Source organism: Metabacillus halosaccharovorans, assembly GCF_002019635.1.
GTDB classification, from domain to species: domain Bacteria; phylum Bacillota; class Bacilli; order Bacillales; family Bacillaceae; genus Metabacillus; species Metabacillus halosaccharovorans.
In genome coordinates this window covers 2,385,435-2,402,531 of the sequence record NZ_KV917371.1, presented here as the reverse complement: position 1 = coordinate 2,402,531, position 17,097 = coordinate 2,385,435, and the positions used below count along the sequence as shown (strand labels likewise).

Sequence of the window (17,097 nt, the reverse complement as noted above, 5' to 3'; positions counted from 1 at the left end):
TTATTGCTCCAGGAATTCCGTTGTAAAGGCTTTTGAAACATCATCTTCATTTTTTATAATACCTAATTTTAACAACTCCTCCTGAAGCATGCTCCAACGCTCTTCTGACATATATCCAAATCCATGCTCTTCAGCGTCTCCGCCAAAGATTAGTTCTTCCTCTGCTTTCGCTCCATATTCCATTTTTTCTAATGTTAATTCAGGGTTCGCTTCCTTAATATATGGATTCACATCTGTCCAGTTATCTCGATAGAATTCCCACCCCTTAACAGTTGCATCCATAAACGCTTGCACAAGCTCCGGGTTTTCTTTTATTACTTTTTCTGTAGTAAAAATAATGTTTGCATACGTTTCAAATCCTGAATCATGAATAAAAAGATAATCATTATTAACTCCTTGCTCATCTAATGAATATGGCTCAGATGTTACATAACCTTGTGTAACAGCATTCTCATCTTCAATAAAAGTTGCTAGAGAACCAGTATATGACATTTCCTTTACTTCAGTGAGATCATATGCGGATTTGATATATTCCCAATATCCGCTTCCCGGAGCTGTATAAACCGTTTTACCATCAAGATCTCCAAAATCAGCCACGGTTCCTTCATGAGTAATTAATACTTGAGGGCTTTTTTGAAAGATAGCCCCGATTGCTACAAGAGGGATTCCTTTATCACGAGCAATTAATAGATCTTCCGCTTGAGTATATCCAAATTGAGCTTCACCAGATGCAACAATTTGGGTAGCTGAAACTTGGGGACCACCAGGCTCTATCGTCATCTCCAATCCTTCTTCCTTATAAAAACCTTGCTGTAATGCAGCGTAGTTTCCTCCATGCTCAGGTTGGGCAAACCAATTTGTTACGAGTTTTGCCTCACCCAATTCTTTAGTTTCACCCGCTTTCTCTTCACCATCAGAATTAGTACTAGAACTAGAAGATTCTGTGCTGCCACAGGCTGCTAGAAGTAATAGAGACAAAATACTAATCAACACACCAAACTTAGCCATTACTTTACTTTTCATCGTATAACCCCCTGCATAATCGATTTAGTTTTGTTTTTTCATTTCTGATTCATGCCAAGACCCTAGTAACAGCTTTGAAATCAAGTTCACAATGAGGAAAAAGACGATACCCAAGATGGCAGCTGAAATTCCACAGGCAAAGAGATAGGCTGTCTCTAACCTGGAGGATGCAACAGTGATTGCATAACCGATTCCACCAGCACCGCCTCCAATACCGGCGATATATTCTCCAACAATTGCCCCAATAACCGCTAATGTACAAGATATCTTCAACCCGGCCATTATATAAGGTAATGCCGCTGGTATACGAACCTTCCACATTATTTGCCATTTAGAAGCTTGATAGAGTTTGAGCAAGTGTATCATTCCGCTGTTAGTAGAATTCAGGCCAATTAATGTATTAGATAGCATTGGAAAAAATCCAATCGTAAATGCTATAATAACGATCGCATTCATACCTGAACCAAACCAAATGACAATAATCGGAGCAATCGCCACAATAGGAATAGTTTGTAATAGAATGGCATAAGGATATAAGCTTTTCTCCAATAACTTAGAACTCGCCATAATAATAGCTCCTAAAACACCACCTATTACACTAAACACAAATCCAACAACAGCTTCTGTAATCGTCGTTATGACAGCTGTACTTAGGTTTTCCCAATTATTCACTGCAGCTTGAACGATATCGGTTGGCTTTGGTAATAAATAGTTAGGAATTTGAAGGATTTGTGCTCCAAATTGCCAAAAAGAGAGAAATAAAACAAATACAACGACTGGAGGTATAATATTATTCGGAATATTCAGTTTTTTATCCTTACCTTTCTTCATCGGTACACTAGAAACCTCTAGTTGAGTATGTTCCATGAAAAAAACCTCCTTTTCTATTGAACTATTTCTTTATTACTTGGAATTTTTCCGGGATTCAATAAATTGAAAGGATCATTTTTCTTCTTCATATTTTCTATTTCCTTCATTCTTAAATTATATCCTCCAAATCCCAGCAGATAAGTATGGGGATTATTAATTTGAACCCCTACACTTTCGAAGTAGTTTATAATTTCATTTAATCTATCCTCTGATTGATAAATGAGAACCGGAAGAGAGGCAGGAGTAATCTCACCCTTAATTTTAATAAATTCAAAATGAAATTGTACTTCAAAGCCATACTTCATACGAATAGCATTCATTTGTTCAAATATCCTATTCTTATCAAACCTAGCTTGCAAGTAGGTGATATTCTCACCATGTTTATGTGCCCATAATGTGGCATGGTTCCAAGTGAAATCGGAAAGTTTCAACCCTTTTTGATAGTTTTCAACAGGTATTTTAAACGTTATTTCTCCATGATATTCTTTAGCAATCTGCTCTAATTTCTCTTCTGCCCCTTCAGCAATTTCCAACATAACGATCGATTTCCCATCTTGAAGGAATTTCTTTAAACCTGGGAAATGTGACGGAATTGGCCATTCACAAACTGACACTAATCGTTTAATAATCGCTTCATTATGTGCAAGGGCATCACTAAACTCAACAGCCTTTTGAAATTCATCAAATGAAACAATATACTGAGCCCAATCTGTTTTCGGTTCAATAAATAAAGTCGCCTCTACAACAATGCCTGTTGTTCCGTAGTTATGGATATATGTCTCCATTTCCTCGCCACTTACTGTTAGTAGTTGAGGCTCTACTTCAATTGTCATAACAGTAATAGATTGTATATTACCATCCCATAAATTACCCCATCTAATAGACCCAATACCTCCTGAACCTCCACATAAAAATCCTCCTACTGTCGCTTTCATATAGGTACTAGGGTAGATTCTTAGTTCCTTTCCTTGTTGTCGCAGGTTTTTTTCTAATACACCAAGCTTCACTCCTGCTTGAACATGTGCAGTTGCTTCTCTTATCTCTATGATATGATCAAGCTTTGTTACATCTAAAACAATTCCCCCCTCCAATGGTATGGCCTGACCGTAATTACCAGTTCCAGCTCCCCTTACTGTAATAGGAACACGATTCTTCACGGCAAAGGCAACAATCTTTCTTACTTCATGAATTGATTCAGGCTGGACGGCACAATCTGCTCGTTTTTCTTTTAATTGTTGATAGAGTACTGGGGAATACCAATAATAGTCTTTTGATAATCGTTCTTTAACAGCTTCTGAGATTAATACCTTTTCTTCTCCTAATAACTCCATTAACTGTTTAATCCACATACGTTTTCCCTCCTTTTAAAACTTTAAGTCTTGTGATACTTTTGCTGCAATATCACTAAATTGATGTGATGTTCTAAAGTCTTCATTCCGCGGAAATGGGAGGGGCACCTCTACAACCGATTCAACTTTTCCAGGACTAGGCGTCATAACCGCAATTTTTGTTGATAAATATACGGCTTCAAACACATTATGAGTAATAAATAAGACTGTCATCTTTTCGGTCTCCCAAATTCTTAGGAGTTCTGATTGTAAGTTTTGCCTTGTAATCTCATCCAGGGCCCCGAATGGTTCGTCCATTAATAATAATTTCGGCTTTGAAACAAGCGCCCTTGCAATTGAAACACGCATTTTCATTCCACCCGAAAGTTCTCGAGGTAGCGCCTTTGTATATTCTGATAATCCAACCATTTTAAGGACGTGGTGAGCTTTCTCAAGCTTTTCCTGCTTTGTTACATTTCTAAATTCTAAAGGAAGCATGACATTATCTAATACAGAGCGCCATGGTAAAAGAGTAGGCTCTTGAAAAACAAATGACACATCTGTACTTTGTTGTCTTGCTAATGTTGGTGTTGTCCCAAGGATCTCCAGTTTTCCTACAGAATGCTCAATAATCCCGGAAATCATATTAAATATTGTAGATTTTCCACAACCAGAAGGACCAACAAATGATATAAATTCCCCTTCCTCAATCTCTAAGCTAACGTTTTGAACAGCTGTTTTTCCATTTGGGTATATTTTGCTCACATTTTCCATAAAAACAACCGGACGTTTTCTATTATGTTCCTCTGGTTTTGTTAATGTAGGCATTTCCTGCTTCAACACCATCGCCTCCTCTACTGTTTCACCATTTTATTTGTTAACATATCAATATCAAAGTTACGCATTTCTCTTAATGCTTCAGCAATTGATTCAGAAACATATTGATTAATCTCCATCCCTTTCTCTATCGTAGCTTGTGTTGCATCTCCTGCAACTCCAGTAGTAGAGATATCATTGATCACCCAAGCAAAATAGCTGGTTCCTTTTAAATAAAGATGCTTTGTATTCTCTGGCAATGTTACAAACTCAGTAGGAGATTTATCAGGATGAACCCAGTTATTTTTAAAGTCCAGGACCATAGAAGTCTCCACATCTCCCCCATGAATGCCAAATTTTTGTTCACGCTCAGTGATGAGGTCATTTGTTTTCGATGACCCTGGATTTAATCGGAACACCATCATTCCTGTCTCAATTCTAATTTCTCTAGAGATCATATTTAATAAATCATGATTTCCGCCGTGTGTATTAAATAAGAGAAGTCTTTTAAATCCACTTGCATGAACACTTTTAGCTATATCTGTGACAACAGCTTGTAAGGTAGCAGCAGATAATGTCATCGTACCAGGCATACCTAGGTGCTCCGTACTCTTTCCATAAGGCAAAGGTGGCAATACCCAGATATTATCTTCCTCATTCAGCAATTCAAATGCCTGATTTAACAACCCTTCTCCAATCAATGTATCCGTGTAAATGGGTAAATGTGGGCCATGCTGTTCAATTGCTCCAATAGGTAATATGATCAATGCATCTTCCTTACTCAATTCTTTCACTTCCTCTGTTGTTAAACGAGGGAGAAACCTCTTTTCAAATGCAATCCCCTTATACCTTTCATTCAGCATCGCCATCAACCTTTCAATTAGGATTTTCAATACGGGAAATCTTTTTTGACTTATTGTTATATTTTCTAACAAATATTTTAATGCATTTATCGAAAATTCTAAAAATCGACCTATTAAACGTTAACAAATGTAACATCTGTCCCCATTCTAATATAAAATTTTCTAATAATCATTGACGTATCTATTAAAAAGAAGAAATCCTTTTGTTTAAATTAACTAAAAATTCAGACTTATTGTTAGATTATATTACATTGAACAACGATATTTATTCATAAATTGAATGCAGAACAAAAACAACAGCCTCTTTCTCGAAGAAAGAGGCTGTTGTTTTTTACACCATCACTTTACACATATCATTTGTAAATTCAACTGGGTCCTGAATTGGTAAGCCTTCAATTAAAAGGGCTTGATTATATAGAAGGTTCGTATATAATTTCACTTTTTCTTTATCCTGATCAAAGGCGTTTTTCAAAGATTGGAATACTTCGTGATTGCTGTTAATTTCCAACACTTTCTCAGCCTTTACATTTTGATTATCAGGCATTGCACTTAGAACCTTTTCCATCTCAATTGTTACTTCACCAACAGTTGATAAGCATACCGGATGAGATTTTAATCGTTTTGAAAGCTTTACATCGGATACTTTTCCTGCTAATACTTCTTTCATTAAATCAAAGAGATCTTTATTTTCAGTTTGTTCCGTTTCTGTTTGCTTTTGATCTTCTTCTGATTCAATTCCCAAGTCACCGCTTGAAACAGATTTGAATTCTTTCTCATTATAGGTCATAAGCATTTTGATCGCGAATTCATCAATATCCTCTGTAAAGTAAAGAATTTCATAGCCTTTTTCAGACACCATCTCTGTTTGAGGAAGTTTTTCAATTCTCTCGATTGATTCACCTGTAGCATAATAAATATATTTTTGGTCCTCAGGCATTCTTGATACATAGTCATCAAGTGAAACAAGCTTTTTCTCTTTTGAAGAGTAGAACATCAATAAGTCCTGAAGAATTTCTTTGTTACTTCCAAAGTCATTATATACTCCAAATTTCAGCTGTCTACCAAAGGATTTATAAAATTCCTCATATTTTTCACGATCATTTTTCATGAGGCTTTTTAATTCATTTTTAATTTTTTTACTTAGGTTTTTCGCAATAAACTTGACTTGGCGATCCTGTTGCAAAATTTCCCTTGAAATATTTAGAGATAGATCCTCAGAGTCTACCATACCTTTCACAAAGCTGAAGTAATCCGGTAAAAGCTCTGCACATTTATTCATAATTAGGACACCATTTGAATAAAGCTCAAGCCCTTTTTCATATTCCTTTGAATAAAAGTCAAAAGGTGTTTGACCAGGAATATAAAGAATCGCATTATAACGGACTGTCCCATCAACGTTAATATGAATATGTTTAATTGGCTTGTCAAACCCGTAGTGCTTTTCATGATAGAATGACTCATAGTCTTCATCCGTTAATTCACTCTTATTTTTTCTCCAGATCGGCACCATACTATTAATAACTTGCTCTTCCATGTACTCTTCTAATTCATCTTCTGCTCCCTCTTTTGGACGTTGTCCTGATACATCCATCTTGATTGGATAACGAATAAAGTCAGAGTATTTTTTAATAATCGTTTTTAATGTATATTCTTCTAAAAATTCATCATAGCTTTCTTCTTCAGCATTTTCTTTGATTTTTAGAATAATCTCTGTGCCGACAGTCTCTTTTTCACACGGTTCAATAGTATAACCTTCTGCACCTTCAGATTCCCATTTATACGCTTCATCACTTCCAAGTGCTTTACTAATCACTGTAACAACATCGGCTACCATAAAAGCAGCATAAAAACCAACCCCGAATTGTCCGATAATATCGTGGCCATCCTTTGATTCGTTTTCCTTTTTAAATGCTAAAGAGCCGCTTTTTGCAATAACACCCAAATTATTTTCCAGTTCATCTTTCGTCATACCGATTCCAGTATCAGTAATCGTTAATGTGCGATTTTCTTTATTAGCTGAAATTTTAATATAATAGCTATCTTTATTAAAAGTTAGTGAATCATCAGTTAATGCTTTGTAATAAATTTTATCGATCGCATCACTGGCATTTGAAATCAACTCCCTTAAAAATACCTCACGTTGAGAGTAAATAGAGTTAATCATCATTTCTAAAAGTCGTTTGGATTCTGCTTTAAATTGTTTTTTCGTCAATTTAACCTCTCCTTCCAAAGTTTTATGTATTCACAACAATTAGCACTCTAAACACCAGAGTGCTAACATATATACATTTTAATATCATATCATACTTTTTCTGTCAATAACATGAAAGGAATAGGGCAAATTTTTGTACTAGCTAAAGGATTCTACCTCTTCGATATGAGAATGGTTGTTTTTCATCAATGACGAAGATGTCATCTTCATCATGACAAACCCGATAAAGCTAACTCCAAAGACAGGTATTAGCCCCGGAATAAGCGAAAATAAAAAATAGATAAGTAACATTGAAGCAAATAAGAGGATTGATTTGATTGGTCTTCCTATTACAAGAACAAAGGCATACTTATAATACTCTAGAAATCTTAAATTATAGTGCACAAAAATAGGAAATAGATAGAATGTGATGAACACGTATAGAACAAGGAGTAAATAGAGCGCAATGGTTAAAGCCTGATGAATAAAAGTTGTCTCAACCTGATGCAAAACTCTCACATCAATTAAAATCGCTCCCCCTATAACCGCCCAAACATAACCGAGTAAATTTCCTTTAATAAACTCTGATTTATATGTTGTCCAGAAGAGGTGAAAGATCCTCACTTCTACTTCGGGTTCCATCGTTAATTTCCTTAGAACTGCAAAAAGGGCCACAGTTGCAGGAAAAACCCCTAAGAAAAAACCGCCAATTAGTGAAAACATAAACCACAAACAGTTTAATAGAAACAAATGCAAACACCATTCTCCTAATTGAAGATACTTATTTCCTAATACTTTCATCTCCTGCCCTCCATATAAAAAGCTATCGATAGATTATCAATAGCTTTTTTCTCTTTTTTATCCCTTTACTGATCCAATCATCACTCCTTTTTCAAAATACTTTTGAATAAATGGATAGACAATTAAGATCGGAAGGGTTGAAATAATAATAACTCCATACTTTATTTGATCCGCATATCTTTGAGCGTATCCACCAGATGCACCACCACTTCCAGCTCCTTCTGCAAACACCTGATTAGAAAGCAGAATATCTCTCAATACAATTTGCAGTGGCTGCAGATTATAGTCTCTTATATAAATTAAACCTGTAAAAAAATCATTCCAATGCCACACTAAGTAATAAAGTCCAATAACAGATACAACCGCTTTCGAGAGAGGTAATACAACTTTAAGAAAAAATGTAAAGTGATTACACCCATCAATTGATGCGGCTTCAAACAATTCGTTGGGTATACTTGTCTCAAAAAACGTTCTGGTGATAATTAAATTAAAAACATTGACTGAGAAAGGAATAATAAACACCCACATTGTGTCTATTAACTGTAAATCTTTCATTAATAAGTATGTCGGGATTAACCCTCCATTAAAAAACATTGTAAAGACAAAGAAGAACATTAAAATTCGTCTTGCCCGAAATTCTTTTCTCGATAATACATAGGCAGCTGGCAGTGTTAGCAACAAATTAACAAATGTACCTAAAAGAGAGTAAATCATTGTATTTTTGTAACCAACCCATATCCTTGAATCCTGAAAAATTTCTTGATATCCAAATAGACTAAACCCTTTTGGAAATAACAGTACTTTCCCTGTAGAAACAAGAGTTGAATCACTCACAGAAGCGATTACAACAAAATAAAGCGGATAGGCAATGATTAAAAAAACAATCGCACATATCACATAGATACACAGATCAAAGATTATGTCATTTATATTTTTTCCCTTTTTTGTGAGTAGTGCCATAGCAGCTCCTCCCTCCATAATAGGACTCTATCTTGAAAGCATTACCATAAGCTAATATTCGAGAATCTTTTTGCTATATAATTCATCGTTAACAGTAAGGCAAAATTAATTAATGTATTAAACAACCCAATGGCTGCTGCGTAGCTAAATTGATTTGAGATAATCCCAATTTTATAGACATATGTTTCAATGACCTCAGAAACTGGCAGGTTTAATGGATTTTGCATTAAAAAGATTTTTTCAAAGCCCGTACTGATAATGGAACCCATATTTAATATCAATAGAATAATAATTGTTGGGATAATCGCTGGTATTTCAACATTTCTAATTATTTGCCAGCGATTTGCTCCATCCATTTTCGCTGAATCATATAACTGCGGATCTACACTGGATAATGCCGCTAAATAAATGATGCTATTCCACCCAACATGTTGCCAAACATCAGATAACACATATACAGGAACAAATGTATTGGTAGAAGCTAATAGATTTACATCATGAAATCCAAATGCATTCATGATATGTCCAACGATTCCTGTATTAGGAGACAATAAGACATTTAATAATCCGACAAGTACCACAATGGAAATAAAGTGAGGCAAATATACGGTTGTTTGGAGAACCTTTTTCCCTCTTTTCCATTTAATCTGGTTAATGAGCAAAGCCAAAATAATCGGAGCAGGAAAGCCTACAATAATGGTTGTTAAGCTTAAAACAACTGTATTTCTTAATAAATCTGTAAACATATGGCTTTCAATAAATTGAGTAAAGTACTTTAAGCCTACCCAATCTCCCCCGGTCAGTCCTTTTGTAAAATCAAACTCTCGAAAGGCCAGCTGAATTCCGTACATCGGGATATAGTTAAAGACAAACACAATGATAATTGCCGGCAGGATCATGATCCATAATTGATAGTCACGTTTAAATGTATTAAAAACGGTAGGCTTCTTTTCCAGTTTTATATTAGGTGCACTGGTAGTTTTAGCTGTTCTTGTGCTTATAAAGGCCATATACATTCTCCTTTACTGAGGAAGAACGGGCTGACTCAAAAAACGTTGCAGCCCTGCCTCCTTAGGTAATCGTTACTCCATATTGCTCATGTATTCATCATAGTAGCCTTGGATAATCTCAGTGTTTTTATTGATCCCAATCTTATCTAGTTCTTTTACATAATTATCCCACTGTGAATCAATACCGCCTTTTGTGATCCATTCAGAATATTTAGCCATTGCCAAATTCATAATTTCTGTGTTTGCCAGACTTAATGTATTGTTGTCTTCATCACTGTATTTAATAAAGGTTCCAGGGAAAACGTCTTTCTCTTTATCTAAAGATTCAAAGACTTGTTGTAATGGCTCTGTTTGCTTTCCTACTGATTGCATATCGCTTCCAAGTGTTAGCTCTAACGAGTCTGAAATATACATTGGTCCATTATCAGCCCAGGTTGTTGTCCATTTCCAAGTTCCAGGATCCATTTCTTTATCTTCAGGAGGCAGAACAGAGTAAGATCCATCACCATTGTCCGAAATGTTTGTTCCAAGGGAACCAAATAACACCTGCATACTAACTTTCGGATCATATAATTCATTTATAAATTTCATCGCTGCTTCTTTGTTTTTACTTTGAGACGACATTTGAATAAGATTAACACCGTAGTTTAAGTTGTTATAATCATAACTCCAGGAAAGCTCTTCTGTTGAGTCAGTTGAAACTTTTAAGGGTGCCATTGATTCATATTGTGGGGCAAGTGTAATACCGAATCTGTCAGTTACTTCCCACCCAAATGTATAACCTACCTTTGCTGTGTCTCCATCTCCACGTGCAACTGACTGGTATTTTGTATAGTCTTGAGTAAATACTTCTTTATTGATTAAGCCTGCTTCCCAGCATTTATTCAGAAACGACACAAGCTCTTTATACCGTTCATCAACCAGGAAGTTTTTCACTTCTCCATCTTCCACAAATATCCCTGTTCCACTTCCATCTCCTATTGTGATCCCCATACTACCTAATAGAACTGTTGGTTGAAAATACCCAAAACCAGTTGTCCCAGTTGGCGAAAAGTCCATAGGAATTTCATCTTTTGGATCACCATTTCCATTTGCGTCTTTCTCTTTAAATGCGACTAACACTTCATAAAGTTCATCCCAGTTTGTTGGCATTTCCAAGCCAAGATTTTCTAACCATTGCTTGTTAATAAATTGTCTAGTTGCTGTTTCCGGCCAAAACCTTTGATATTTTGGCAGACCGAATATTTCACCTTCTCTTTGTGTTGATAGTGCTTTTAATTCAGGTTTTTCTTCAAACATCGTTTGAACGTTCGGGGCATGCTCTTCAATCAATGGAGTTAAATCTTCAAACAAACCATTAAATTTAGCAAATTCTGCATCAGTAATAGCGTTTGGACCAACGATTAAATCAGGTATATCACCTGCTGCCAGCATGGCCCCCTTTTTTTGAGACCAATCAGCTGATACTTCCTCCCACTTAATTTCAACACCTGCTCTTTCTTCTGCTTCCTGCAGCCATTTCATTTTCGATAATTCCTGTGTTAATGCATGTTTCGTAATTAGTGCAGTAAGGACTACTCTACCATCTTCTGTTTGTTCCACTTTTTCAGCATTACTACAACCTACTAACACCGATGTTAAACATAAAAAAATAACTAAAAGAAAGACCGTCATTTTTTTCATCCTAGTATCCCCTTTGTTTTTTATTTCGAAACAGATCTTATGCAACCCCTTACAATTCTGTTCGTGAGCATAAATCCATTTCTTTTTTTATAGCTAGCTGCCTTATTGATTTCATTATGAAAGATTTATGAATTGATGAGAATTCACAATTCCTCAGAAAACATATCTTTTCTTTGGAATTTATAAAATGAATTAATTGGAGTGTTGCTCTATTTTGAGCTTGGAAAATGGGTGTGGTTGAAAAAATTGAGTAAGTGATTGAATAATCTTGGCTAGTGGTTGAATTAATAGAAAAAGTGGTCGATTTATTTGAAAAAGTGCTCTAAATTGAGATGTGGAAAATGGGTGTGGTTGAAAAATATTGAGTAAGTGATTGAATAATCTTGGCTAGTGGTTGAATTAATAGGAAAAGTGGTCGATTTATTTGGAAAAGTGTTCTAAATTGAGGTGTGGAAAATGGGTGTGGTTGAAAAAATCGAGTGAGTGATTGAATAATCTTGGGTAGTGGTTGAATTAATAGGAAAAGTGGTCGATTTATTTGGAAAAGTGCTCTATTAGATCCGTAAAAAATCAAAAAGAAGACTATGTCGATTAGTCTTCTTTTCAACAGCAATCAGCTCTAATTCTCTTGGAAAATAGTATTCGTATTCACAATTCTTATCTCATATACACCCCCTGCAATTTTGCCTTCTTCCGATGCGAATTTCACCTCTACTTTTTCTTTTCCTTCCGTGAACGACATCGGAATCTCGTAGCAAACGGAAAACAATGCTCCTGGTTTATTCTTTTTAAGAACTTGGTGAGCAATCGCTGTACCATCTATGAAAATATCAAATTCGCGCACGTACATCTTTCCATCCATATGCCGGTCTGTATCATCACCATTATAAGTCACGAATAAGTACATTTGTGTATCGGTTGAAACCTTCATTTCATAACTAAAAAAACCTTTATTGACACATTCTCTCCATCCACAATTATATAGGTTTACATACCCTGATCTTGAATTATGTTTTTTAATGGAATGCTCTACTTCAGGTTGTTGCTCATTGGGTTTTACAGCATCTAACGTTACACGATTAAGAAAATCTGTTTTTTTCCTTTTTTCCGTCAAGAATGTTTGATACATAGAATGACTCATCATATTCCAATACAATGTATAACGCTGATGATGCAGCTTATAAAACGGTATAAGTGTAACCTGTTTATTTCCCGGTTGACCAATTGAATCTGTTTCAAATGTAAGGGGCTCACCTTCAACAGGTTTTACCCAATTCCTTACATCCATGTCATCTGTGATAAGATCTGGCACATTTATTAATGGGTGATTATTTAATTTCAAATGATCATCCAATATGTCTGTTTCTGGAAATTTCTCCGTACCGAGTGCTCCTGCGAGTACAATTGGTCCATAGAGAATCGCCGCTTTTGTTGGATCTTGTTTCATCGGTGATGTGTAAACTTTCATTGGGACCTTGATATCAATTATATCTCCCTTATTCCATTTTCCTTCAAGTGTGATATATCCATTTTTTGTACTTGTATGTTTGTCTTTTTGATTAACAGTTACTGTTACAGGACCGGAATTCCAATTAGGCACCCGTATTTGGAAAGTCAGATGTACGCTCTCTGCCTGCTCAACAACTAACTGAGTTCGGTCTGATTCAGGGAATACAGTTAGCTGTTTTACCGACATTTTTTTCTCTGCAAGAGAAATTTGCGATGCGATAAATAAATTGACAAATAACTCATCACCGTTTTGATAGTAGATATTCTTTGTGTATCTTGCAGGGTTTTCCATCCCCGTTCCTGTGCAGCACCAAAATGATTGATCTGGTGTACAATACACTTTAAAATGTCCTGGTTGTGTTGAGACAAAATAGGTTTTCATGCCTGTATCAGGATCTTGTGAGGCTAGAATATGATTGTACAAAGCTTTTTCGTAGTAATCGATGTATTCTACCTTTTGGCTAATACGAAATAAGCATTCTGTAAGCTTTAACATATTATACGTATTACATGTTTCTGTCGTTGTCACACCTAATTCCTCTTTATCCTCCGGACCAAAATGTTCCCCTATGCTATTTCCACCAATTACATACGAGCGGTGCTTTGTGACTTGATTCCAGAAAAACTCAGCCATATCTTTATATTGTTTCTCACCTGTAACTTCATAAAGTTTCGCTGCACCTATTACCTTTGGAATTTGCGTATTTGCATGTTTTCCTTCAAGGTTATCCAATTCCCTTGCTAATGGGTCTAAAACAGCTTTGTGACAGAACCTTTTGGCTAGCTCTAGATAGGCAATATTCTCCGTGATTTTATATAAATCAACAAAGACTTCATTCATTCCTCCATGCTCACAAATAAGCATCTTCTGAAACTGCTCATCATTTAATTGACTTAGTCCTTTTCTTGCCCAGTCTGCAAGCCTCGTTACAACAGTAAGAGCTTTTTGATTGCCTGTTAATTGATACGTATCAATTAATCCTGCATATATTTTATGAATGCTGTACCACGGAACCCAGCTTCCTCCTAATGAAAAATGATCGACTTCAAAATCCCCGGAGAAAACGTTATCAAAACAATTCCTTGGAAAGCCGCTTACATATCCATCTTTATCAAAAGATTGAATATGAGCAAGTTCATCAATTGCATAAGTTAATTTCTCTATTAAACGTTCATCCATTGTCACAGAATACATTGTGGAAGCAGCGGATAACCAATGACCTATCGAATGGCCTCTAATTCCTCTGGTTTCCCATCCACCATATGTCGGTTTTTTTGGTGTTTCACCTGCGGCCTCATAACATGGAGCAACAAGTCGATCAACATCAAGATAAATCAAATACTCCATCCCTTTTTCCTGGGATTCCTTGAAAATCCCCTCTAGAAGTGTAACATTCTCCATTATATAGTCCTCCCCTTTTAATCGTTATGACTTCTATTGTGAAGAAAAAAAAGCAAAAACTGAATTCACAATTCCATATAATCCATATCTTTTTTTTGTTTTTTCGTGATAAAGTAGAGAAAAGAAAGCTAGGGAGGTTGGACGATGAATGAAGTGAGTTTATATACAAACACTCTACCTTTAATAAGAGAAATCGGTCATATGTGGGATGATAGGGGAATTTTAGATCACCCTATCCGTCTTATGGAAACACTCAATGTGTTTATTTACGTTAAAAAAGGGGATATACAAGTAATTGAAGATGATGTGGAGTTTCTTTTACAAAGTGGGGCATATCTTTTTCTTAAAAAAAATGTTCCACACTGGGGGACAAGACTTTATACACCTGGTACAGAATGGTATTATATTCATTTCTATGATTCATACGATTACATAAATGTAGAAACTTCAGGGGAATATTCCAAATATCAGCACTCAACACTCATAATGGAAGAAACCTATCTTTCAAAAATGACTCTCCCGAAAACCGGAACTGTGAAAAATCCTGAATACACAGAGCTTCAGCTGAAGAAACTATGTGAAGAATACTTGTCACCTCATACTCTGCGACCATTAACAACATCCTCGATGACCTACCAATTTTTTATAGATCTATATAGTAAGAAACTAGAGGAATCCAACAAATCAAAACAACATCGGATTGTAGGAAAAATGATTGATCTTTTCAGTCACTCTTCATCTAAAAAATTATCAAGTAAAGAAATTTCCGAGTCTATCGGCATGAACTATGCCTATTTATCAACTCTATTCCGAAAAGAAACAGGAAAAAGCATCACTCAATTTCAGGATGAATTACTAATTGAAAAGGCGATTAAAATGTTGAAAGAAAAATGCATTAACATTTCTGAAGTAAGTGATTCTTTAGGTTTTTCAAACCCGTTTTATTTCAGTCGGGTATTTAAAAAAGTTACCGGTGTATCACCCACTACCTATTTAAATGAAATATATCGAAATTAAAAATCCCTCTCATCAAGAAAGGGATTTTCACACAACTATATATTAAACTAACACTGCTAGTCTTTCTTTTACTTCTTCTTCTGTTAAACCATGCTCTGTTACATAACGGTTTCGTTCATGAACTCGACATTCATGGCTGCATGCACGTAAATGTTTATGTTCATTTTCTTCTGAGCACAGAATTTTTTTGTTACACTCAGGGTTTCCACAGTTAACAAATCGTTCACATGGTTCACAAGTGTAATAGTCTTTTCCGACAACAGTCGGCTCCACTCTATTTACAGGGACGATAAGTCTTTCATCAAACACATAACATTGTCCATCCCAGTCTTTTCCCTGTACTTCCGGGTCTTTTCCGTAGGTAACGATTCCGCCGTGAAGCTGTGCAACATCTTCAAAGCCTTCTTTACGTAACCAGCCGGAAAACTTTTCACAACGAATTCCACCGGTACAATAAGTAAGGATTTTTTTGCCTTCAAATTTTTCACGGTTGTCTCGAATCCATTCCGGAAGTTCTTTAAATGTATTTATATCAGGTAAAATCGCATTTTTAAAATGACCTACAGCATATTCATAGTCATTTCTAGCGTCAATAATAACTGTATCCTCTTGTTGCATTGCTTCTTGGAATTCTTTCGGACTATAATATTTTCCTGTTAACTCCAGCGGATTAACATCGTCTTCTAAACGAAGTGTCACAAGCTCTGGACGATGACGTACTTTGATTTTTTTGAAAGCATGTTCATCCTCTTCATCTATTTTATAGACCATATCTGCAAAACGAGGGTCTTCTTTCATATGTGCCATATATTGCTCGGTTTGTTCAACAGTTCCTGAAAGTGTCCCATTGATTCCTTCATGAGCAATTAAAATTCTTCCTAATACCCCAAGATTTTTACAATACTCTAAGTGCTCTTGAGCAAACTCTTCAGGGTTTTCGATTGTAACATAGTGATAATATAATAAAACTCGATACTCTTTATTTTCCATTTAACTCTCACCTTCTATATTATATTTGCAAGATATACATACAGAGATGGTAACTTGCTGTTACATTTATCAAAAAACGTAACATCTAATTAAAACAAATAATTTAACTAAAAGCAACCGGTCAGATTTGGATAACCTGTTAAAAGTATGGGAACACCGCTCATTTCCCTTCTCCGCTAAAAACAAAAAAAAGCTTCACCCAATGCCTACTTACCCCCATAAATTACAAAGATTTAAGAAATATTGTATAAAGATATGTCATTATACTTTTTCTTATTTCAGGCAGAGGAGGACTATTATGGAGGCCAATGTAAAAGATGCGTTAACTGAATGGAAAGAAGAAATGCTCAAGCAAAAAATCGAGCTTGATGAAGAATACGAAAGAGTAAAAAACGAGTTGCAAATCTACTCCTATAAATCCGGAATTACAAAACAGGTCATTCAGTCTACTATTAATGATGAAATTATCGAAACAATTAAAACAACCTATCAAATACCATTTGTAGAAAAATATGATGAACTAAAGCAGTACATAAGAATATTAGATGAGAAAAGAAAAGTATTTCAAATGTTTGTCGATAAAATTGAAAAAGTCAGTGAATCTGGAGAAAATGATTCCGTGTAATAGACAGGA

14 protein-coding genes are annotated in these 17,097 nt (G+C 35.5%); 2 read left to right on the top strand and 12 right to left on the bottom strand.

All coding sequences use genetic code 11. The features are described from left to right. From BK577_RS11475 to BK577_RS11425, 11 genes are all read right to left on the bottom strand, one after another. Positions 1 to 1,023, bottom strand: a complete 1,023-nt coding sequence (locus tag BK577_RS11475) for an ABC transporter substrate-binding protein (protein ID WP_078432997.1) — start codon at positions 1,021 to 1,023, stop codon at positions 1 to 3. A 24-nt stretch (positions 1,024 to 1,047) separates the two neighbouring features. Beyond that, positions 1,048 to 1,854 carry an ABC transporter permease gene (locus BK577_RS11470; RefSeq protein WP_245823507.1) on the bottom strand — a complete coding sequence of 269 codons (807 nt, stop codon included), beginning with the start codon at positions 1,852 to 1,854 and terminating at the stop codon, positions 1,048 to 1,050. A 53-nt stretch (positions 1,855 to 1,907) separates the two neighbouring features. Then, positions 1,908 to 3,242, bottom strand: coding sequence for an FAD-binding oxidoreductase (locus BK577_RS11465; RefSeq protein ID WP_078432995.1), 1,335 nt, complete (start codon positions 3,240 to 3,242; stop codon positions 1,908 to 1,910). Positions 3,243 to 3,257: 15 nt separating this feature from the next. Continuing rightward, entirely contained in the window at positions 3,258 to 4,049 is a 792-nt protein-coding gene (locus BK577_RS11460; RefSeq protein ID WP_078433550.1) for an ABC transporter ATP-binding protein, read from the bottom strand. A 26-nt stretch (positions 4,050 to 4,075) separates the two neighbouring features. After that, positions 4,076 to 4,900 (bottom strand): creatininase family protein, encoded by an 825-nt coding sequence (locus BK577_RS11455; protein WP_078432994.1) that lies wholly within the window; start codon positions 4,898 to 4,900, stop codon positions 4,076 to 4,078. A 331-nt stretch (positions 4,901 to 5,231) separates the two neighbouring features. Continuing rightward, complete coding sequence (gene htpG, locus BK577_RS11450; RefSeq protein ID WP_078432993.1) at positions 5,232 to 7,112, bottom strand: molecular chaperone HtpG; 1,881 nt, start codon at positions 7,110 to 7,112, stop codon at positions 5,232 to 5,234. Positions 7,113 to 7,250: 138 nt separating this feature from the next. Beyond that, complete coding sequence (locus BK577_RS11445) at positions 7,251 to 7,892, bottom strand: YesL family protein (protein ID WP_078432992.1); 642 nt, start codon at positions 7,890 to 7,892, stop codon at positions 7,251 to 7,253. 57 nt (positions 7,893 to 7,949) lie between these two features. Then, a complete protein-coding gene (locus BK577_RS11440) occupies positions 7,950 to 8,852 on the bottom strand; it encodes a carbohydrate ABC transporter permease (protein ID WP_078432991.1) in 903 nt (300 codons plus the stop codon). Positions 8,853 to 8,893: 41 nt separating this feature from the next. Then, on the bottom strand, positions 8,894 to 9,751 hold the full coding sequence (locus BK577_RS11435) for an ABC transporter permease (protein WP_245823506.1): 858 nt from the start codon (positions 9,749 to 9,751) through the stop codon (positions 8,894 to 8,896). A 183-nt stretch (positions 9,752 to 9,934) separates the two neighbouring features. Continuing rightward, positions 9,935 to 11,545 carry an extracellular solute-binding protein gene (locus BK577_RS11430; protein ID WP_078432989.1) on the bottom strand — a complete coding sequence of 537 codons (1,611 nt, stop codon included), beginning with the start codon at positions 11,543 to 11,545 and terminating at the stop codon, positions 9,935 to 9,937. A gap of 619 nt (positions 11,546 to 12,164) precedes the next feature. Further along, complete coding sequence (locus BK577_RS11425) at positions 12,165 to 14,456, bottom strand: glycoside hydrolase family 127 protein (protein ID WP_078432988.1); 2,292 nt, start codon at positions 14,454 to 14,456, stop codon at positions 12,165 to 12,167. 144 nt (positions 14,457 to 14,600) lie between these two features. Between BK577_RS11425 and BK577_RS11420 the strand changes: the two genes are divergently transcribed. After that, positions 14,601 to 15,473 (top strand): helix-turn-helix transcriptional regulator, encoded by an 873-nt coding sequence (locus BK577_RS11420; protein WP_078432987.1) that lies wholly within the window; start codon positions 14,601 to 14,603, stop codon positions 15,471 to 15,473. Between the two features lie 42 nt (positions 15,474 to 15,515). Here BK577_RS11420 and trhO read toward each other — a convergent pair whose 3' ends face one another. Next, positions 15,516 to 16,463 (bottom strand): oxygen-dependent tRNA uridine(34) hydroxylase TrhO, encoded by a 948-nt coding sequence (gene trhO, locus BK577_RS11415; RefSeq protein ID WP_078432986.1) that lies wholly within the window; start codon positions 16,461 to 16,463, stop codon positions 15,516 to 15,518. Between the two features lie 298 nt (positions 16,464 to 16,761). Here trhO and BK577_RS11410 point away from each other — a divergent pair, with 298 nt between their 5' ends. Continuing rightward, on the top strand, positions 16,762 to 17,088 hold the full coding sequence (locus BK577_RS11410; RefSeq protein ID WP_078432985.1) for a hypothetical protein: 327 nt from the start codon (positions 16,762 to 16,764) through the stop codon (positions 17,086 to 17,088). Positions 17,089 to 17,097 lie beyond the last annotated feature (9 nt).